The organism is Hyphomonas sp. (genome assembly GCF_965284475.1).
Classification (GTDB): Bacteria; Pseudomonadota; Alphaproteobacteria; order Caulobacterales; family Hyphomonadaceae; genus Hyphomonas.
Genome location: NZ_OZ260087.1, coordinates 1,581,244 through 1,599,111 on the forward strand (window position 1 = coordinate 1,581,244; position 17,868 = coordinate 1,599,111).

The window sequence follows — 17,868 nt, forward strand, 5'->3', positions numbered from 1 at the left end:
AAGACCTGGTTGCTCCAGGCCTTTCACAGTTGCTTCAAACGAGAGGACTGTATCCATGAGCAATATTGATTTGACCCCCCTCTACCGCACGATGGTCGGCTTTGACCGCATGGCGAACATGATCGACACTGCGTCACGCCTGGACGGAACGCAGGGCTATCCCCCTTACAATATTGAACGTTCCGGCGAAAACGCCTTTGCGATCGAAATCGCCGTTGCCGGCTTCACCGAAGATGACCTCGATATCGAAACCAAGGAAGGCCAGCTCACCGTTGCTGGCAAGAAAGGTGAGAACGAGGATGGTGACGGACGCGAATACCTGCACCGCGGCATCGCGCAGCGCAGCTTCATTCGCCGTTTCCAGCTGGCAGATCACGTAATTGTGACCGGTGCCCATCTCGACCATGGCGTCCTGCGCATCGATCTCGTGCGCGAGCTGCCGGAAGAGAAAAAGCCACGCAAGATCGAAATCGGATCTGACGCCGCGGCGTCAAAACCCAAACTGATCGGCAAGAAAGCCGCAGGCAACGCCGCCTGAGGCCTGCTGGCTGTCGGACCTCCAACGGCGCGTCCAACGGGCGCGCCGTTTTCTGTTAGCCGGGTTCGTCAGGCCATGATGGGCCGACTGACCATCAACCAGACAATTGCCAGAACAGCGAAAAAGGCCGGGAATCCGCAGGCAAACCAGAGGCGGTAGAGCTTGTAATACCTGTCAGGCATCGCGGTGCCCGACAACACGGCTCGCCGGGCGATGTCACGCATCTGATGCTGTATCCAGACAACGGGCAGCCAGAACAGCCCTGTAAATACATAGAGCGCAACAGAGATGACCAGCCATCCCTCTGTCAGTGGCCATCCCATTGCGTCGGCCAGCAGGACACCTGTGACAGGCTGGGCAATCACGGCTGATGCCGTGAAGACCCAGTCGGCCAGAACAACAATCGATGCGGTATGGGCTATGACCCGCGGGTCGCCTGTCCGGTGAGCCATAACCATGAAAAAGGCAATTCCAGCGCCGGTGCCCAGCAAGACGGTCGCCCCCATGATGTGGGCCCAGCGCAAAAGATAGATCCACTCCATCAGCGCTCCTCTGAAAGTGCAGCGACGATGACCGCCAGAGCGATCGCCGGAAAGACTTTCACCATCGGGCCTAGCGGGTCGGCCCAAAGCTGGGGAGCGACCAGGGCAGACCCTGCCAGATAGGCCAGGCTGAGTAGTACAGCGGCAAGGCAGGCAAAGCGCACGGCTGGTCGGAACAGCAAGGCGAGCCCAATCAGAATATCCATAACGCCTCCAGCAAGCACGATAGGTTTGCCGACGGATGCTGGTAACGTCCCATCAATAACAGCGAGCGCCTCGTCCTGGCGCAGTAGGCCAATGACACCAGACGCAATCCAGAACAGTGACAGGGTCAACAGCAAGCCCGGAAACAGGAACATGGCACGCGCATGAAGCCTTTCCTGCAGGGTGGAGGGCAGGTCACGCAAGGACTGGTCCAGCGTGCGAACCGTTTGGCCCGTCAGAGCTGGCCAGGCTTTCGCATCTCCGAGCACGCCAGCAGCCAGCACCTTCAACGATGTCGTGCGAAGTGCGGAACGCCAGCCGAGATAGCCGGCAAGGTCAGCGGCCCGGGCAAGCCCCCGGCCCAGAAACAGCGGAACGGATACTGTCGCCACAGGGGCTCCAAACCCCAGCCATTCCCTGACGTCCAGGGTGAGCGACTTGAGCGTGTGAGGTGAGTCCTCAACCAGTGCCGCATCTACCCCGGAGAGCTGATGCTCCAGTGCAAAAAGGACTGCGTTGGCGACATCCTGCACATGAACGGTCTGGATCTTAGCATCTCCAAGCATAACCGCCTGGATGACAGGCATCGCGGCAAGGCGGCGGATCAGGCTTGTCCCTCCGTAGGCGTGGGGGGACAGAACCAGACCGGGTCGCAGGATTGTCCAGTCAAGGTGGCTCTTCTGGAGGGCCTTATCTGCTTCAGCCTTTGTTCGGAAGAATTCAGTGTCTGAAGTCAGTTTCGCGTCTGGTGCGGATATCTGGATGAAAGCCTTGATGCCCGATGTCTCGCAGGCGCGGATCAGCGCCGTGATGGCATCGCGTTGAACGCGCGCCACATTATCATGCAGACCATTCTGCAGCAGACCCGCCGCGTTGACGACAGCATCAATGCCGGAGAGCAGCGGCAACCAGCTCTCGGGTGTAATGTGAGCCGAGATATCGGCTGCTATCCACTGCGCTTGTGGGGCGGCGTGTTTTCCCCTGGTTGCAGAACGACCGAGCCCTGTAACCGCGTGCCCGTGTACAAGCAATTTCTGGGTGATCGCAGTTCCGATTAGCCCATATGCGCCAAGAACCATTACTCTCAAAGCTCATCCCCCACCCGTTACTGTGCGTTACGTGAGATACCTGCGCCCGCCCGTTGCTTCGAGGAAATCCTGCAAGGGGGTGTTGTCTGCCGACCTGGCCAGGGCGGCGCGGACAGACTGGAACGAGCGGGCGGCGTATCTCTGCGTCGACTGTTCGAACACGCCGTCGCCAAGCGTGACAGAGAAACGCTTCTTGTTGCGTGACGCGCTGGCCGCGTTGGCGCTGGCCCAGGGCAGGTAGGTCACGCTGAGCTCTTGCGTGAAGAGCGGCGCAAGCGTTTCGCCGAGAGCGGCGAGATCCTCGAACGGGCCACCCACGTGCGGGTCTTCCATATGCTCGCACCAGGCGACGAGGAAGGGGGCACGATCCTGCAGCCACGCAGCCGGTGTCGGGTCCAGCAGCATTTGCTGGAACTGGGCCGCGATGGCAAAGTCGGCAACCGAGGGGCGTCCACCGAAAAGGAACAAGTGGTCCTTCAGGTGATCGTTGAGATGGCTCGCAAACCGGCGCCAGGCGTTTTCCAGCGTTTGCCAGTTTTCCACCTCAGCTCCGACCAAAGGCAGGCGTGCGGCCATGCGCTCGGCGATCTGTTTTAGCGGTGCCTTGCGTGCGCGCGGCAGCTTGCCGTCATAGAGCTGGGTCAGCACGCGCAGCGCGGCGGCCTCGCGATCGGGTGACTGGCCCCAGCGCTGCTGGAACATGCACTTGTTCAACCACTCGTCGCCGTAATCCTCAAGCATCAGCGCCAGTACGGCGCAGGCCGGGTCGTCCGGTACCGCGGAAGGTTCGGGATGATCGGCCTCCAGCGCGGCCAGCATCGCCGTGGAATCCTGGCTGACGGGACGGCTGGGCGAAATCAGAAGCGGCACGGTCGCGACCGTCTGGGCATTCGCCTGAAAGTCGGCCTCGTTCGCGCGCGAGCGGGAAATCCAGTCGAATGCGAGGCCCTTGTAACGCAGGAAGGCACGCACCTTGAGTGAATAGGGTGACGTGTCTGCGCCGAACAGACGGTAATCGGTCATCGGGCTGTCCTCGCTGGTTGAGCCTTTCTCTAGGGACTTCACCCCGAACTGCCAAGCAACGTTTGCCGCGCGGAGCGATAATCGCTATGCGCTGCGCTATCAACGGGCTTGGCTGGGCGGCAGGACACGAAGGACAAATGAAATGCGGGTAATGCATGTCATGGCAGGGGCGGCCGAAGGCGGCGCGGAAAATATCATGCTGGAATCGGTCCTCGCACTGGCCGAGACGGATCTGGAACAGCATGTCGTCACGCGCCCGGACAATGGATTCCGCATCCAGAAATTTCGTGAGGCAGGCATCGGCGTCGATGTCGCCGCCTTCAATAATAGCTGGCCGTTCCCGACACGCCGCGTGATTGGCGATGCCATTGCCCGGTTCAAACCGGACGTGATCGAATACTGGATGGGCCGGGCCGGACAATTCGCCCCCAAGCAATACCGTGCACGGTCGATCGGCTGGTATGGCGGATACTACAAGCTGGCACGTTTCACGAATTGCGAGTGGCATGTCGGGCTGACCATCGACCTGCTGCGGCACATTCGCGAACAGGGTGTCAGCGACGACCGGTCGGCCATCGTGCACACCTATGCGGACTTTACAGGCGCCGACCCGGCAAGCCGCAAAGCCCTCGACACGCCGGACGATGCGCCTGTCGCCCTGGCACTGGCTCGGCTGCATGAGAAAAAAGGCCTCGACACGCTGTTGGATGCGACGGCGAGGATTGACGGGCTCCATGTCTGGATTGCCGGAGATGGTCCGATAGAGGCTGAACTGAAGGCCCGGTGTACGCGGTTGGGTCTTGATGACCGTGTGCGTTTCCTTGGATGGCGCAATGATCGGGGCGCGTTGCTGGCTGCGTGCGATGTCGTTGCCTTCCCGTCGCGCTACGAGCCGTTCGGCACGGTGACTGTGGATGCGTGGGCAGCCTCGCGACCGCTCGTCGCCGCAGATGCGGTCGGGCCGGCGGCCTATGTTAAGGATGGCGTAAACGGATTGCTCATCCCCAGGAATGATGTCGATGCGCTGGCCGACGCCCTGCGCAAGGTGGTAACAGACAAGGCGCTTGCCGCGAAACTGGTGGCAGGCGGTCGGGCGTCATATGAGGCGCAATTCACCAAGGCGGCTTTCCAGCGCGATTCCCTTGCCTTGTACGAAAAGATTGTCGCTCATGCCGGGCCGTTTGCCGACTGAGAGAGCCGGTCAGGCCTTGCTGGCATGGACCGAGCGGAAGAAGCCGTCATAGAGATGCGCGGCTGTCGCCCGGCCGATGCCGATATCGACACGGATGCCGGCCTTGCGCAGCGCGGTGACGCCACCCTCGGCCAGGGGGTGCGGGTCGGTAATAGCACAAATGACACGGGCGATACCCGCCTCTTTCAGTCTGGTTGAGCAGGATGGTCCGCCTGCCGAGCGCTCGCGGCAGGGCTCAAGCGTGACATAGGCCGTGCCACCATGTGCAGCGGGGCCGGCCTCGTCCAGGGCAATCTCTTCGGCATGCGGGCGGCCACCGAGGCCGGTCACACCATCGCCGACGAGATGGCCGTCTGAATCGAGGATCACGCACCCGACGGAGGGGTTCTCGGCGGTCAGCCCATGGTTCAGCCGCGCCAGTGCCAGGGCGCGGCCCATCATGCGTCGGTCTCGGCGCCGGCTCATGGCAGGCTTGGAAGGGCTGCGCTGCGTCCTGAATCCAGATATTGAACGGAAATCGGCTTCAGGTTTTCGTCGAGATCGATCAGGAGCGGATTGCCGGTCGGAATCTCGATCCCGGTAATGGATTCATCCGGCACATGGAAGAGGTGCTTGACGAGGGCGCGCAGGGAATTGCCATGCGCGGCAATGATCGTATCGGTGCCACTGGACAGGACGGGGGCGATCGCCTCATTCCAATAGGGAAGCACGCGGTCCAGCGTGGTCTTCAGGCTTTCGGTTTCCGGCACGTCGATACCGCGATAGCGGGGGTCCCGGGCCGGGTTATAGGGACTTTCCGGATCAATTGGTGGCGGCGGTACGTCATAGGAGCGGCGCCAGACATGGACCTGCTCGTCGCCATGCCTGGCAGCAGTCTCGGCCTTGTCGAGCCCGGTGAGGCCACCATAGTGACGCTCGTTCAGGCGCCAGTGTTTCTCGACCGGCAGCCAGACGCGGCCCATTTCCGTCAGGGCCATCCAGAGCGTGCGAATGGCCCGGGTCTGCATACTGGTAAAGGCCGTGCGGAAATCGGCATCGACATCTTTCAGGAGGACGCCGGAATGGCGTGCTTCTGCCTCGCCTTTCTCGGTGAGATCGGCGTCCCACCAGCCCGTGAAACGGTTTTCGAGGTTCCAGGCGGACTGTCCATGCCGGACAAGGGCGAGTTTGGTCATGGTGAGACTTTCTTCAAACGGGCTTCAATACGGGCGCTCGCCGCCCTTTTCGGGTGAAATGGCCGCGGGTTCAAGTTTTCATGACCCGGATCAGCTCGGCAAAAGCCAGAACGACATGATAGCCGGTCGAGGCGGGCATATCCCTGGCCAGCACATCACCGCCAGCGCCGTAATGGTCAATCCAGCCGCCATCGACGGTCAGGAATTCGTCCAGCAACACGTCAAAACTGGTACAGGCGGCAGCCGCGAAGCGCTCGTCGCCAGAGTACTCGTACATTGCCAGATGTGCTTTCAGGGATTCGGTCTGTGGCCATGTGCGCCGTGAGCCGTCAACAGGGGCACCGGCGCGGGTGACCTCCTGGCAGGCCCGCCCGGCATCATCCAGCGTCGTGCAGGCAAAGGCATAAAGCGTTCCGGCGGCCTCAGGCACGGCCACACCGGCCGCCTCAGCATATTGATGGAGGAGCCAGACCCATTCGAACTGGTGGCCGGGCTCGACAATGTCGCCATCGCGGCCCTCCGGGATGCCCCAGTCAGTCGTAAACCGCTCTCCCAGCAACTTGCCGGGCCCGGCCGTCAGTCGCGCAAGAAACAGGGACACGATTTCACTGGCGCGATCCAGATGACCGCCATCTGGGTCAACATTGTGCAGGGACAGGCAGGCCTCGAGCAGGTGCATGTGCGGGTTCTGCAGCCGTAACTGTGGTGGGGGCAATGCTTCAGCATAGCCCCCATTCGTCCGGTCGCGCATCTGACGGTCGACAGAGTCCAGAAGGGCGCTGGCGCTGGCGCGTGTTTCACCCATGCCGCCCAGTGCGGCGTCAGCCTCACCTATCGCAAAGAGCGTAAAGGCGATGTCATAAAGATCTGCCGTGTCGTCCAGAAGTCCGCCGCCATCGGCCTTCAGCGTGCGTCCCACAAGGCCGTCAGGGCGCCGGGCGAGGTTGGTCAGGATGCCGAGCCCGAGCTCAATCCGATCTGTTGCGATATCCGGACGCCAGCCGAGACGCAGGGCTTCTGCAAAGACATAGGTCTGGCGTGCCTGCACCCTCACACGCACGAAATCGCGTTCGGCGGTGGCATGATCGAGATCCAGCGCTTCACAGAAGAGGCCATCCTGGTTGAGGCCACGCTCGGCCCAAAGCGGAAAGAATGCGTCTGTCAGCCAGAGGCGGGCTTCATTTGCCCTGCGCTTCAAAGCTGATTTTGACATCGAGACTGATCTCCAAAATGCACTTGAAGCTGCGCGACGGCTCGCCAAACCGTTCGTGCTCCTGCTATCAGCAGATGAATGGATTGGCCAGCGCCCTTGCGCGCGCCCAGGTGATGGAGGGAACACGCACATGCGGGACAGATTTTTCTTCCCGGCCGCATTGGTGCTGGTCGCCATCATGGTTTTCCTCGCGATCCGGCCCGGTATTGGCGCCCTGCCCACGGGGCCGGTGACGGGAGACGGCGCCAATTACGGCAGGATCACCATTGAGGGCGACTATCTTCACAAGGTGTTTGCTGGTGGGAATGCCAGGACCGAACTCACGAAAGGCCCCGATGGCGAATCCCTGTTGCTGATCAGCGCGGATGCCGGCGCGCTGCGCGACGAGCCGGAACTTGGGCCGCATTTCCGCCTGGCAGCGGATATCGAGACGCAGTTTTCCGGGATGACCATTCGGGTCACCGTGCGCGCCCGACCGACCGATGACCGCGGCGCGATGCAGCTCGCCGTAAACTATTCTGCCGGCCGCGTCGGCGAATCCGGGTGGAAGGTTTTTGATCTGAAACCGGAATTCTCCGATTTCACCTTCGACTATGACGTGCCGCGCATAGAGGGCGATCAGGCGGTCGACTATATCGGCATCCGGCCCGTCGTGCCCGACAAGGCAAGAGCCGTGCTGGTCGAGAGAATTACCTTCGAACGGATCGGGCCCTGGACCATGGACGATCCTGCCTAGAGCGGGCTGACATCCTGGTCGGTTCGCCGTTTGCCTTGAACGCGTTCACAAACTATGTCGTGCCAGTCATGGCAGGGCCGGGCCAGCTACCCGGCTGCTGAAGTTGCCACACACGATGGAGCACCTGTGCGCGCTTTGAAATTACTTGCCGCAGCCGTCATTCTGACAGGGTGCACACTTGCACGAGAACCGGAGACGATTTTGCCTGACGCGCCATTGCCCACAAATGAAACCGCCCCTGTCGACCCGAACCTGTGGCTGGAGGAAGTTGAGGGCGAGAACGCACTTGCCTGGGTGCGGGCCCAGAACGACCGGACCGTTGCCGAATTGCAGGCCGACCCGCGCTATGCGGGGTTTGAGGCGGCTGCGCTTGATGCGCTGAACTCCAGGGAACGCATTCCCTATGGTGCTGTGCGTGATGGCTGGGTCTACAATTTCTGGCAGGATGACGTGAATGTCCGCGGCCTCTGGCGGCGGACCAGCCTGAAGAGCTACGCGACGTCGGACCCGGAATGGGAAACGATCGTCGATTTTGACAGGCTGTCGGCGGATGAAGGCAGGAACTGGGTTTACAAGGGCGCCGATTGCCTGCGTCAGGTCGGCAAGCCCGCCCGGCACTGCCTCGTGTCGCTGTCGGATGGCGGCAAGGACGCGGTCATCAACCGGGAATTCGACCTCGCGACCCGGGCGTTCGTTCCGGACGGGTTCGTCACGCCGGAAGCCAAGCAGGGCGTCGCATGGGTGGATGCCGACACATTGCTGATCGCCTCCGACTGGGGCGAGGGCACGGTGACTGATTCAGGCTACCCCTTCATCGTAAGGCGCTGGCATCGCGGAACGCCGCTTGATGCAGCCGAGGAAGTGATTCGCGGTGCTCGCACGCAGGTTGGTGTCTGGCCGATGGTCATGGAGATGGATGACGGGCGGGTGCTGCAGGGGGCGGTGAAGGCGGAAACCTTCTTCACGCATTCCTACTGGTGGCTGCCAGACGGAGAGGCCGATCCGGTGCGCTGGCCGATCCCGCTGAAATCCTCTCCCTACGGTATCTACAAGGGCCAGTTCCTTTTGTCGCTCGAAGAGGACTGGGCACCAGAGGGCCAGACGGATTCATTCATGTCTGGCGACCTTGTCGCATTCGACGCGGAGGCTTTCCTGGCAACACGGCAATTGCCTGAAGTTGCTCTTGTATTCCGCCCGGACGCGACACAGGCGGTGAATGGCGTGGCCATCGCAAAGGGCGCCGCGCTCCTGTCGATAAGTGATAATGTTGTCGGCCGCGTGATGCGCCTGGAGACAGGCGCGGACGGATGGATCCGCACACCGGTCGGCCTGCCGGGCAGCGGTCAGGCCGGTGTCGCGTTCGCCGACGAACACGAGGACACCGTCTTCCTCAATTATGAAGACTTCCTGACGCCGGACTCGCTCCTGTCCTATGACATCACGACGGGCGACATTGAATCGCTGAAGAGCCTGCCGGGCAAGTTCGATGCATCAGGGCTCAAGGCCGAGCAGTTCTTTGCGACCTCAAAAGACGGGACGAAGGTTCCCTATTTCATCGTGCACAAGGGTGACATGCCTCTCGATGGCAGCACGCCGACATTGCTTTATGGTTATGGCGGGTTCCAGGTGTCGATGAACCCGGCCTACAGCGCCGTGACGGGCCGGCTATGGCTGGAACAGGGTGGGGCTTATGTGTTGGCGAACATCCGGGGCGGCGGTGAATTTGGCCCCGCCTGGCACCAGGCGGGCCTCAAACGTGACCGTCAGCGCATATTCGATGATTTCATTGCCGTTGGCGAGGATCTGATTACACGCAAGGTCACCCGCCCGGAGCGGCTTGGCATCATGGGCGGGTCAAATGGCGGCCTGTTGATGGGCGTGATGCTGAACCAGCGGCCGGATCTGTGGAATGCTGCCGTCGTGCAGGTGCCACTACTGGACATGCTGCGCTACCATGTCCTGCTGGCGGGAGCGTCATGGGTGGACGAGTATGGGTCCCCGGATGTGCCGGAAGAGCGCGCGTTCCTTGAGACAATCTCGCCCTATCAGAACTTCGATGCGACGAAGCCCTATCCGACACCCTTCTTTGTCACCTCGACAAAGGATGACCGTGTGCACCCCGGTCACGCCCGGAAGATGGCGAAACGGTTTGAGGATGCCGGGCTGCCTTTTCTCTATTACGAGAACATTGACGGCGGGCACTCGGCAGCGGCAAATCAGACAGAGCGCGCAAAGCGGTCCGCTCTGGAATTCACCTACCTGTCCGAGCGGCTATTCGACGAGTAGAGAGTACCAAACTGGAACTCGGTGCGGATATCAGTTCCGGATTGGAACGCCGGATGATTCTCTGGCTTGGGCCTTGCCAGTTTTCCAATCCGTGACACCTTCTCAGACATGCGGCTTGACGAGAAGGGATTCCAAAACGACGTCGTCCGGCTGGATTTGCTGGAGGAGGGTGACCGTGCCCGGCTTGAAGTATCGGGCGCGGTGCAATCCATGTGGGACTGGCTGCCGGTTATGCCCACCGGCACCAATTTTCACGCCTATTTCGACTTCATGCTGGCGATGAAGAAACAGGGCAGCATCATTCCTTTCTCTATAACGCGCCAGTCTGACGATGCCTTTGCAGGCGTGATCGCCTATCTCGATGTTTCGCGGACCCATCGGCGGGTCGGCATTGGCTATGTCTGGCACCCGCCCGAAATGCGCGGCACGGTCGTGCCCGTGGCGACGCAAATGGCCATGATCGGCCGGGCCTTCGGTGCCCGGATGCGCCGTATCGAATTTCCGATTGCTGCGGACAATGAAAGGGCGATCAGGGCGCTTGAGCGGCTTGGTGCGCGCCAGGAAGGTGTGTTGCGCCGTTATATGCGCCTCGCAGACGGATCATGGTCTGATTTGGCCGTCCTGTCGCTTGTGGACGCAGAGATACGGGCGGCAATCGACCTCCTGAAGGACAGGGTCGCCGAGATGCAGCTGGCTTGACCTGAACCGGCCTGCATGCTTAAGGCGCGCTTATATTCGCGCAAACATGAAAAGCGCGCTTTGACTGATCCATGAGGTCAGCGAGGCCCCCCGCCCGGCGAAGGTTCGCTCAGCGGGGCTTCATGCTTTGTGCGCCGGGTTTGAGCGCCTATGTCTGTCCTGCAGACAAACGGCATAAGGAGTAGGCACATGTTCGACGCATTGAGCGATCGTCTTGGCGGCATTTTCGACGGTCTGACCGGCCGCGGCGCGCTGTCCGAAAAGGACGTGAATGCCGCTCTGCGCGAAATACGTGTGGCCCTGCTCGAGGCTGACGTGGCCCTGCCCGTGGTCAAGGATTTCATCGACAGTGTGCGTTCGCGCGCTGTTGGCGAAGAAGTTGTCCGCTCGGTCAAGCCCGGCCAGCAGGTCGTCAAGATCGTCTATGATGGCCTGGTCGAGATGCTCGGCGGCTCGGATGCCGATTCCAGCCTCCGCGTGGATACCCCGCCGGCCGTGATGATGATGGCCGGCCTTCAGGGCTCGGGCAAAACCACCACGACAGCAAAAATTGCCAAGCGCCTGTCGGAAAAGCAGCGCAAGAAAGTCCTGCTCGCCTCGCTCGATGTCCGCCGCCCGGCAGCCATGCAGCAATTGGCGATTCTGGCCGATCAGTGCGGCGACAATGTTTCGTCCCTGCCGATCATCGAAGGCCAGCTGCCAGCCGACATTGCGCGGCGCGCTGTTCAGGCCGCCAGGATTGGCGGTTATGATGTCCTCATCCTCGATACGGCCGGCCGCACGACGATCGACGAGCAGATGATGAATGAGGCGGCAGAAATCGCCGCCATCGCCAAGCCGTCCGAAACGCTGCTGGTTGCCGATGCGCTGACGGGACAGGACGCTGTTGAAACGGCGAAACGCTTTCACAGCCGCCTGCCGCTGACCGGCCTTGTCCTGACACGGATGGACGGCGACGGGCGCGGCGGTGCTGCGCTGTCGATGCGCGCCGTGACAGGTTTGCCGATCAAGTTTCTCGGCGTCGGTGAAAAGCTCGATGGCCTCGACACGTTTGATGCCTCCCGCGTGGCGGGTCGCATCCTCGGCCAGGGCGATATTGTCAGCCTGGTCGAAAAAGCCTCCGAGCAGATGGACGCCGACAAGGCCGAGCGCATGGCCGCGAAGCTCAAGAAGGGCGAATTTGATCTCGAAGACATGGCAGAACAGCTGCGCCAGATGCAGCGCATGGGTGGCCTTGGCGGCATCATGGGCATGATGCCCGGCGCGCGCAAGGCCAAGGAAGCCATGGCCGGTGCCAATCTGGATGATAATGTCCTGAAGCGTCAGGAAGCGATTATCCTGTCTATGACACGCAAGGAACGCCGCAAGCCCGCACTGCTGAACGCCTCGCGGCGCAAGCGCATTGCGGCAGGATCCGGCACCACCGTCCAGGAAGTGAACAAGCTTCTCAAGATGCACCAGCAAATGGCCGGCATGATGAAGAAGATGCGCACCAAGGGCGGCATGAAGGCCATGATGGGCGCCGCCGCGCAGGCCGGCATGTCGCCTGCCGACCTTGCGAAAATGGGCGGTCAGCAATTGCCGGGCATGGGCTCGGGCGGCTTGCCGGGACTGGGCAATGGCCTTCCCGGCCTTGGGGGAACGAAGAAGTAAATGACAAACGCTGACAATACGCTTGCGCTTTTCCAGTTGAACCAGCTTCGTTCCAGCATCGACAATCTCGATGCCATCCTCGTTCACACGCTGGCCGAACGGTTCAAGGCGACCAAGGAAGTGGGCAAGCTCAAGGCACTGCACAATATGCCGCCCGCTGATAAATCCCGCGAAGGCCAGCAGATCGAACGTCTTCGCAACCTGGCCAATGAAGCCGGCCTCGACCCGGCATTCGCCGAGAAATTCCTCACTTTCATCGTGGCGGAAGTCATCCGCCACCATGAGCAGATCCGCAGCGATGAAGCTGAACTTTAATTCCAGAGACGACACTTTACAGGAGTAACCCCAATGTCCCTCAAGATCCGACTCGCCCGTGGCGGGTCCAAGAAACGCCCTTTCTATTCCGTCGTCATCGCTGATGCCCGTGCGCCACGCGACGGCCGCTTCATCGAGAAGATCGGCGTCTATGATCCGCGCCTTGCCAAGGATTCCGGCGAGCGTGTGAAAATCGACGGCGTCAAAGCCGCCGAGTGGATCAAGAAAGGTGCCCAGCCGACCGAGCGTGTCGCACGCTTCCTGTCGCAGATCACGCTCGAAGGCGAATCTGCTCCGATTTACGCATGGAGCGCCGGCAGCAACCCGAACAAGGGCGAGCCTGGCAAGAAAGCGCAGGAACGCGCCAAGGAACGTGCCGAGAAGGCTGAAGCTGCGGCCGAGGCTGCCAAAGCCCCTGCCCCGGTTGAAGAAACGCCTGCTGAAGACGCACCTGCCGAGGAAGCCGTTTCCGAATAGGTTCGGCCAGCAGGCAGACCGTCAAAAGGCCAGTGCCAGGCGCACTGGCCTTTTTTGTTTGTCCGGCTGCGGCGGAGCACTGGTGAATGCACGGCAACAGGGAACCTTGTCCCTGTTCAGTTCGCTACAGCTAGACACCAGGCTGTTCGAAAGGAGTTCGCCATGTCGCAACTGAACCGCATCAGGAATGGCGCAATCGTCGCCGCAAGCCTTGCCGCACTCAGCCTGCCAGCACAGGCAGACCGTGGCCGCGACGTCTATGGCAACGGTTATGGCGGCGCTGTCGTTCACGCCGACGCGGGATATCGGGGCAGCACCCTTCAGGTCGGCGGCGTTGTGCCGGATCTTGCTCGCGTTCGCTTCAATGACCGCATTTCCTCGATCAGCATTCATTCAGGTGTCTGGGAAGTCTGCACGGACGCCAACTTCCGTGGCAAGTGCGCCACGATTGACACAAGCGTCGCGCGGCTGGGCGATCTGCGTCTGAATGATAATATTTCTTCGATCAGGCCTGTCGGGCCCGGCCGGGCACGGGGTGGGCCGCGGGGGAGGTCTGCAGACGTCGTTCTGTTTTCCGGTGAAGACCTGCGGGGAGAGGCGTTCGAACCGGACGGAGACATGGCGAACCTGTCCGACTACCGGTTCAACGACAAGGCCAGCTCGATCCTCGTGACGCGCGGGACCTGGCTTGCCTGTGAGCATGCAAACTATCGCGGCCGCTGCGAAGTGATCTCGCGCGGTTCGGGCGATCTGCGCCCGATCGGGCTCAACAATAATATTTCGTCGATCAGGCGTCATGATCGACGCCATGAGGCCCGTAGGGATCACGGCCGATACGATTGGCGAAACTAAACCCCGCTTCGCCTGTTCTCTCCGGCGCGGACTGCGGCTAGAGAAGCGCGATGATGTCTGATCCCAAAAGCAAACTGATTGTTGTGGGCGCCGTGAAAGGCGCCCATGGCGTGCGCGGCGAAGTGCGCGTCAAAAGCTTTACGGCCGATCCGGCTGACCTGTTTGAATACGGCGCACTGACGGACGAGGCGGGCCGTATCGTGCTGACACCCTTATCGGCGCGCCCGGGCAACGACCACTTCATTGTAAAGCCCCGCGAGCAGAAACAGAAGGAAGAATGGGACGCGCTGAGGGGCACCCTGCTTCATGTGCCGCGCGCGCAGCTTCCCGAAGCCGATGCGGACGAATTCTATATTGAAGACCTTGTCGGCCTGGAGGTCTATTCTGTTGGGGATGTTGCAGAAGGCCGCGTGAAATCCGTCCAGAATTTCGGCGCCGACGACCTTCTGGAAATTCACCTCATTACCGGCGGGGCCAGCGTTTTCGTGCCATTCACCCTGATTGACGTGCCGGACATCGACCTGAATGCCGGACGGATCAGGATACCCGACCTGATGCAATGGGCTGAAGAAGGCGAGCAGTCCTAGACACAGGTTTCACCGGTGTTGTGGCGTGTTCAGGTGTCATGTTCCATATTATCTGCTGAAACCGAAAGGAATTGGCCATGCTTGCCACGCTCCTGCGCCTTGGCGCGATCATCGCAGCGCCGCTGGCCCTCGCGGGCACAGCGTCAGCGCAATATGACGCGCCCCAGGACGAAGCGGCGCTGATCCTGTTCAGCGGATCGGATTATTCCGGCGAAGCCGTCAACATTTTCGATCCCATCTACGCCTTGCCGGAAATAGGGTTCAATGATCGCGCACGGTCAGTCGCGGTGCTCTCCGGGGCCTGGGAGATTTGCGAGCATAGTGACTTTACCGGGCGGTGCGTGCTGCTGCGCGAGGATGTTGCGGACCTGCGATACTTCGACCTTGAAGGCGAGGTTTCCTCTGTCCGCCCGATCTATGAATATACCGATGCGGCGCATGGGTTGATGTTTATTCGCGATCCCAACGGCTATATCCGCTACGCCGATGCGGCGCGGTATGGCCAGGACGATTACGATTACGGTTATGCTCGCAGCACACGGGTGGAGGTCTACCATTACGGTTATTCACCGGCCTATCGTTCCTACGGGTATTATGACCCGCTTGCTGGATACGGCCCCTATGGATTCGGCTATTCACGCGGTGGCTACAACACGTACCGCGCCTATCACCGCGAGCGCCCGCCGCTGCGCGGCCATTATGGAGCGCGCGATGCAGATGCCACACTGTATGTGCATTCCAAAGGCCGGGGCGCATCGCTGGGCATCAATCGCGGCGTCAAGGATCTCAGCCGGTACCGGTTCAATGACAATGTCTCGTCGCTGAACATCAAGTCAGGCAAATGGGAAGTGTGCGAGCACGCCAATTTCAGGGGCCGGTGCGAGATTATCGATGCCTCGACGGGCAAACTCAACGGCCTGCGCCTGAATGACAATATCTCGTCGATTCGTCCGGTGGACGGTGACCGCGACCGTGGTGACCACAGAGGCGACAGGGGCCGCCGGGCAGATAATGGACGTCCTGACGGCCCCCGCGCTGACGGTGTCCGCCGCGATCGCGGGAACCGTGGTGAGGGTGATGCCCGCCGGGGCCGCAATGGCGATGCGCTGGCCGGTGGGCCGGCTGTCGTAACGGCGCTGCCTGACACGCCGCGTGCAACAGGCCAGAGACGGGTTGCGCCCCCTGCAGCGCAGCGTGGACCAGCCGACATGCGTGTGCGCCAGCCACGAATTGAAAATCAGGACCGTGACCTCACCAGAGGGGCTGCATATGACCGCGGCGCCAACAGGGCGGTGCGCAGCGACATACCCCGTGTGCGGCCTGAGACCCGGCAACCGCGCCGCACCGAAACACGCGCAGTTCAGCCGCGCGCTGAAACGCGCCGTGCCGCTCCGCCGCAGCAGCGGGTCCAGACGCCCCGGCGCACCTTGCCACAGACGCCTGCGATGAGGTCGCGCGCGCCCGTGGCCCAGCCGGCGCAGGCCGCCCCGCGGGCCCCTGCTCCGGTGCGATCGGCGCCGCCTGCCCGGGCGCCCGCTGCTTCAGCTCCCGCGCGGGCCCCTGTCAGGGCCGCTCCGCCGCCGCCCCAGCCGCGCGCCAATCCGCGTCCTCAACGTTCGGTGCAGGATGTCAGGCCATCCCCGCAAAAGGGCCGGGTCGGCAATAATCAGAACTAGGGACATGTCAGAGCGCGTCTTGATCGGCGCGCGGGTCGTTCCATTCTGCGGCAATGCCGTATCCGCCCCGACGGGTCAGCCAGAACATGCCGATCAGGTCAAAGATGCCAGCGCCAAGCCGTCCAAGAAAGCCGTATTTTGAGACACCCGCCAGGCGCTCGCGGTCATTCACCAGTTCCTCACGTACATCCCAGCCTGCGCGCTTGACTAGGGCCGGCAGGAACCGGTGCATCGAGGCAAAGAATGGAAGGTCACGGAAAGCCTGTGTCCGGATCAGCTTCCAGCCGCAGCCGGTGTCTGTCGCGTCATCACGCAGGATGAAACGGCGCACGCCATTCGCAACGCGTGACTGCAGCCATTTGAACCCGGAATCATTGCGGCTGGTCCGCTTGCCCGCAATGATGCCAAGGCGTCCCGGTGCGCCGGGCGCGATAATCTCGGTCCACAGGCGCGCGGTGTCGTGCGGGTCGTTCTGGCCGTCGCCGTCAAGCAGCTGCACCCACTCGCCCCGTGCGGATTTGAGCCCGGTAAACAGGGCGGCAGATTTGCCGCGGCGCGCGACATGGTTGAACACGATCACGGTTTCCGGGTGTTTTTCACGCGCCTCTGCAAGTTCCTGGCTGGTCGCATCACCGGAACAGTCATTGACGCAGATGATCTCGAAATCGACGCCCTTCAGCGCGGCATGGACCTCGTCGATCACCGGATGCACGTTTCCCGCTTCATTGAAGAACGGAATCAGGACGGAAAGAGCCGGTGAATTTCCCATGCGTCTTCCCGTATAGAACATGTGGGATGAGCGCAATTTGCCGGTTCAGCCTGCACGGACAAATGCACGGAAAAAGCACGAAAACAGCCCGTCAGGTGCACACGAAGGCACGGAAGGACGAAAAGGGCGGAGCCACGACCTGTGCCGCGGCTCCGGCCGGTTGTCAGATGCGCGCAAAATCGTTGCGGGCAAGGCTGGCGACGGTATCCAGCGTGACGGTCTTGTCGTTCAGGCGGCGGCGCTGGAGTTCGGAAAGTTCGAATGGCGCGGCGTGGCCATAATTTTCCGTCCAGATGCGATCGACTTCCGGCTTGGTCAGGGCGGCGGTCACTTTCACCTCCGAAAGGTCGTCCTGATTCTCGGCGCGCCGGCCGCCGGGCAGGTAGATCGTGCCGTTTGAAAAGTCGACGGCGAAGGCGATGAGGCCCGGAATGAGGAATAAGAGCAGGCCGAGACCATCAAGGATGGCGACACTCGGATCGATCCGGCCGCCCGTCTGGCCCTTGCGCTCTGGGTAAAGAAGTGTGCCGCATCCCGACAGGGCCGTCGCCAGTACTGCAGTGGATCCGCCAATCAGCAGGCGGCGTTTTGTCATGTCCATAAGGTGGTCTCCTGTGAAACGGCCCCGACAGAATGCATGGCCGCTTGACCTCTAAACCCTCAGCACGGCCAGGGTTCCACGGCATAGCAATATTCAGGGCTCGGGATGAGCGCGGAAGCCTTCCGGGAGATCATGGCCGGCCGGGACCGTGCCCATGCTGATTATTTCCGGAAAGTAAACTGCCGCGCGCGAAATCGGCAGCCGGTCTTCGCCTGATCTTCGCCTGTTTACGCTAGAAAGGG

19 protein-coding genes are annotated in these 17,868 nt (G+C 61.6%); 11 read left to right on the top strand and 8 right to left on the bottom strand.

Going from position 1 to position 17,868, the window contains the following annotated elements; genetic code table 11:
* The first annotated feature begins 55 nt into the window (after nucleotides 1–55).
* Entirely contained in the window at nucleotides 56–538 is a 483-nt protein-coding gene (locus tag ACQ66M_RS07555) for an Hsp20 family protein (RefSeq protein WP_430402910.1), read from the top strand.
* Nucleotides 539–606: 68 nt separating this feature from the next.
* Here ACQ66M_RS07555 and ACQ66M_RS07560 read toward each other — a convergent pair whose 3' ends face one another.
* Genes ACQ66M_RS07560 through ACQ66M_RS07570 form a run of 3 tightly spaced genes read right to left on the bottom strand, consistent with a single transcriptional unit; the run spans nucleotide 607 to nucleotide 3,395 of the window.
* Nucleotides 607–1,080, bottom strand: coding sequence for a DUF2269 family protein (locus tag ACQ66M_RS07560; RefSeq protein WP_430402912.1), 474 nt, complete (start codon nucleotides 1,078–1,080; stop codon nucleotides 607–609).
* A complete protein-coding gene (locus ACQ66M_RS07565; RefSeq protein ID WP_430402914.1) occupies nucleotides 1,080–2,363 on the bottom strand; it encodes an SDR family oxidoreductase in 1,284 nt (427 codons plus the stop codon). Before ACQ66M_RS07565 ends, ACQ66M_RS07560 begins: the two co-directional genes overlap by 1 nt.
* Before the next feature lie 36 nt (nucleotides 2,364–2,399).
* Entirely contained in the window at nucleotides 2,400–3,395 is a 996-nt protein-coding gene (locus ACQ66M_RS07570; protein WP_430402916.1) for a glutathione S-transferase family protein, read from the bottom strand.
* A gap of 142 nt (nucleotides 3,396–3,537) precedes the next feature.
* Here ACQ66M_RS07570 and ACQ66M_RS07575 point away from each other — a divergent pair, with 142 nt between their 5' ends.
* Nucleotides 3,538–4,587: a glycosyltransferase gene (locus ACQ66M_RS07575; RefSeq protein WP_430402918.1), complete on the top strand. Its 1,050-nt coding sequence runs from the start codon at nucleotides 3,538–3,540 to the stop codon at nucleotides 4,585–4,587.
* 9 nt (nucleotides 4,588–4,596) lie between these two features.
* Here the strand turns inward: ACQ66M_RS07575 and ACQ66M_RS07580 are convergent, their stop codons facing one another.
* The 3 genes from ACQ66M_RS07580 to ACQ66M_RS07590 all read right to left on the bottom strand — a co-directional run bounded on the left by ACQ66M_RS07580 (nucleotide 4,597) and on the right by ACQ66M_RS07590 (nucleotide 6,975).
* Entirely contained in the window at nucleotides 4,597–5,052 is a 456-nt protein-coding gene (locus tag ACQ66M_RS07580) for a bifunctional diaminohydroxyphosphoribosylaminopyrimidine deaminase/5-amino-6-(5-phosphoribosylamino)uracil reductase RibD (RefSeq protein WP_430402920.1), read from the bottom strand.
* Complete coding sequence (gene gpmA / locus ACQ66M_RS07585; RefSeq protein WP_350173286.1) at nucleotides 5,049–5,762, bottom strand: 2,3-diphosphoglycerate-dependent phosphoglycerate mutase; 714 nt, start codon at nucleotides 5,760–5,762, stop codon at nucleotides 5,049–5,051. The genes ACQ66M_RS07580 and gpmA overlap by 4 nt, the downstream gene beginning before the upstream one ends.
* Before the next feature lie 70 nt (nucleotides 5,763–5,832).
* On the bottom strand, nucleotides 5,833–6,975 hold the full coding sequence (locus ACQ66M_RS07590; RefSeq protein WP_430402922.1) for an AGE family epimerase/isomerase: 1,143 nt from the start codon (nucleotides 6,973–6,975) through the stop codon (nucleotides 5,833–5,835).
* A 130-nt stretch (nucleotides 6,976–7,105) separates the two neighbouring features.
* Here ACQ66M_RS07590 and ACQ66M_RS07595 point away from each other — a divergent pair, with 130 nt between their 5' ends.
* The 9 genes from ACQ66M_RS07595 (at nucleotide 7,106) to ACQ66M_RS07635 (ending at nucleotide 16,256) form a co-directional block, all read left to right on the top strand.
* Nucleotides 7,106–7,711 (top strand): hypothetical protein, encoded by a 606-nt coding sequence (locus ACQ66M_RS07595; RefSeq protein ID WP_430402924.1) that lies wholly within the window; start codon nucleotides 7,106–7,108, stop codon nucleotides 7,709–7,711.
* Nucleotides 7,712–7,912: 201 nt separating this feature from the next.
* On the top strand, nucleotides 7,913–9,997 hold the full coding sequence (locus ACQ66M_RS07600; protein ID WP_430402926.1) for a prolyl oligopeptidase family serine peptidase: 2,085 nt from the start codon (nucleotides 7,913–7,915) through the stop codon (nucleotides 9,995–9,997).
* Between the two features lie 108 nt (nucleotides 9,998–10,105).
* Nucleotides 10,106–10,696, top strand: a complete 591-nt coding sequence (locus ACQ66M_RS07605; RefSeq protein ID WP_430402928.1) for a GNAT family N-acetyltransferase — start codon at nucleotides 10,106–10,108, stop codon at nucleotides 10,694–10,696.
* 189 nt (nucleotides 10,697–10,885) lie between these two features.
* Nucleotides 10,886–12,349, top strand: coding sequence for a signal recognition particle protein (gene ffh / locus ACQ66M_RS07610; RefSeq protein WP_430402930.1), 1,464 nt, complete (start codon nucleotides 10,886–10,888; stop codon nucleotides 12,347–12,349).
* Complete coding sequence (locus ACQ66M_RS07615) at nucleotides 12,350–12,664, top strand: chorismate mutase (RefSeq protein ID WP_045694449.1); 315 nt, start codon at nucleotides 12,350–12,352, stop codon at nucleotides 12,662–12,664.
* 33 nt (nucleotides 12,665–12,697) lie between these two features.
* A complete protein-coding gene (rpsP, locus tag ACQ66M_RS07620; protein ID WP_430402932.1) occupies nucleotides 12,698–13,141 on the top strand; it encodes a 30S ribosomal protein S16 in 444 nt (147 codons plus the stop codon).
* Nucleotides 13,142–13,303: 162 nt separating this feature from the next.
* Nucleotides 13,304–13,993 carry a beta/gamma crystallin-related protein gene (locus tag ACQ66M_RS07625; RefSeq protein WP_430402934.1) on the top strand — a complete coding sequence of 230 codons (690 nt, stop codon included), beginning with the start codon at nucleotides 13,304–13,306 and terminating at the stop codon, nucleotides 13,991–13,993.
* A 53-nt stretch (nucleotides 13,994–14,046) separates the two neighbouring features.
* Nucleotides 14,047–14,580, top strand: coding sequence for a ribosome maturation factor RimM (gene rimM / locus ACQ66M_RS07630; RefSeq protein WP_430402936.1), 534 nt, complete (start codon nucleotides 14,047–14,049; stop codon nucleotides 14,578–14,580).
* Nucleotides 14,581–14,657: 77 nt separating this feature from the next.
* A complete protein-coding gene (locus ACQ66M_RS07635) occupies nucleotides 14,658–16,256 on the top strand; it encodes a beta/gamma crystallin-related protein (RefSeq protein ID WP_430402938.1) in 1,599 nt (532 codons plus the stop codon).
* Between the two features lie 7 nt (nucleotides 16,257–16,263).
* On the opposite strand, the gene ACQ66M_RS07640 is transcribed toward ACQ66M_RS07635, so the two are convergent.
* Both ACQ66M_RS07640 and ACQ66M_RS07645 read right to left on the bottom strand, forming a co-directional pair.
* Entirely contained in the window at nucleotides 16,264–17,025 is a 762-nt protein-coding gene (locus ACQ66M_RS07640; protein WP_430402940.1) for a glycosyltransferase family 2 protein, read from the bottom strand.
* A gap of 163 nt (nucleotides 17,026–17,188) precedes the next feature.
* Complete coding sequence (locus ACQ66M_RS07645) at nucleotides 17,189–17,620, bottom strand: hypothetical protein (RefSeq protein ID WP_430405134.1); 432 nt, start codon at nucleotides 17,618–17,620, stop codon at nucleotides 17,189–17,191.
* Between the last annotated feature and the right edge of the window lie 248 nt (nucleotides 17,621–17,868).

Coding starts and splice junctions, on each gene's coding strand:
- ACQ66M_RS07555 (WP_430402910.1), top strand. CDS start 56: ATGAGCAATATTGATTTGACCCCCCTCTACCGCACGATGGTCGGCTTT.
- ACQ66M_RS07560 (WP_430402912.1), bottom strand. CDS start 1,080: ATGGAGTGGATCTATCTTTTGCGCTGGGCCCACATCATGGGGGCGACC.
- ACQ66M_RS07565 (WP_430402914.1), bottom strand. CDS start 2,363: ATGGTTCTTGGCGCATATGGGCTAATCGGAACTGCGATCACCCAGAAA.
- ACQ66M_RS07570 (WP_430402916.1), bottom strand. CDS start 3,395: ATGACCGATTACCGTCTGTTCGGCGCAGACACGTCACCCTATTCACTC.
- ACQ66M_RS07575 (WP_430402918.1), top strand. CDS start 3,538: ATGCGGGTAATGCATGTCATGGCAGGGGCGGCCGAAGGCGGCGCGGAA.
- ACQ66M_RS07580 (WP_430402920.1), bottom strand. CDS start 5,052: ATGAGCCGGCGCCGAGACCGACGCATGATGGGCCGCGCCCTGGCACTG.
- gpmA (WP_350173286.1), bottom strand. CDS start 5,762: ATGACCAAACTCGCCCTTGTCCGGCATGGACAGTCCGCCTGGAACCTC.
- ACQ66M_RS07590 (WP_430402922.1), bottom strand. CDS start 6,975: ATGTCAAAATCAGCTTTGAAGCGCAGGGCAAATGAAGCCCGCCTCTGG.
- ACQ66M_RS07595 (WP_430402924.1), top strand. CDS start 7,106: ATGCGGGACAGATTTTTCTTCCCGGCCGCATTGGTGCTGGTCGCCATC.
- ACQ66M_RS07605 (WP_430402928.1), top strand. CDS start 10,106: ATGCGGCTTGACGAGAAGGGATTCCAAAACGACGTCGTCCGGCTGGAT.
- ffh (WP_430402930.1), top strand. CDS start 10,886: ATGTTCGACGCATTGAGCGATCGTCTTGGCGGCATTTTCGACGGTCTG.
- ACQ66M_RS07615 (WP_045694449.1), top strand. CDS start 12,350: ATGACAAACGCTGACAATACGCTTGCGCTTTTCCAGTTGAACCAGCTT.
- rpsP (WP_430402932.1), top strand. CDS start 12,698: ATGTCCCTCAAGATCCGACTCGCCCGTGGCGGGTCCAAGAAACGCCCT.
- ACQ66M_RS07625 (WP_430402934.1), top strand. CDS start 13,304: ATGTCGCAACTGAACCGCATCAGGAATGGCGCAATCGTCGCCGCAAGC.
- rimM (WP_430402936.1), top strand. CDS start 14,047: ATGTCTGATCCCAAAAGCAAACTGATTGTTGTGGGCGCCGTGAAAGGC.
- ACQ66M_RS07635 (WP_430402938.1), top strand. CDS start 14,658: ATGCTTGCCACGCTCCTGCGCCTTGGCGCGATCATCGCAGCGCCGCTG.
- ACQ66M_RS07640 (WP_430402940.1), bottom strand. CDS start 17,025: ATGGGAAATTCACCGGCTCTTTCCGTCCTGATTCCGTTCTTCAATGAA.
- ACQ66M_RS07645 (WP_430405134.1), bottom strand. CDS start 17,620: ATGACAAAACGCCGCCTGCTGATTGGCGGATCCACTGCAGTACTGGCG.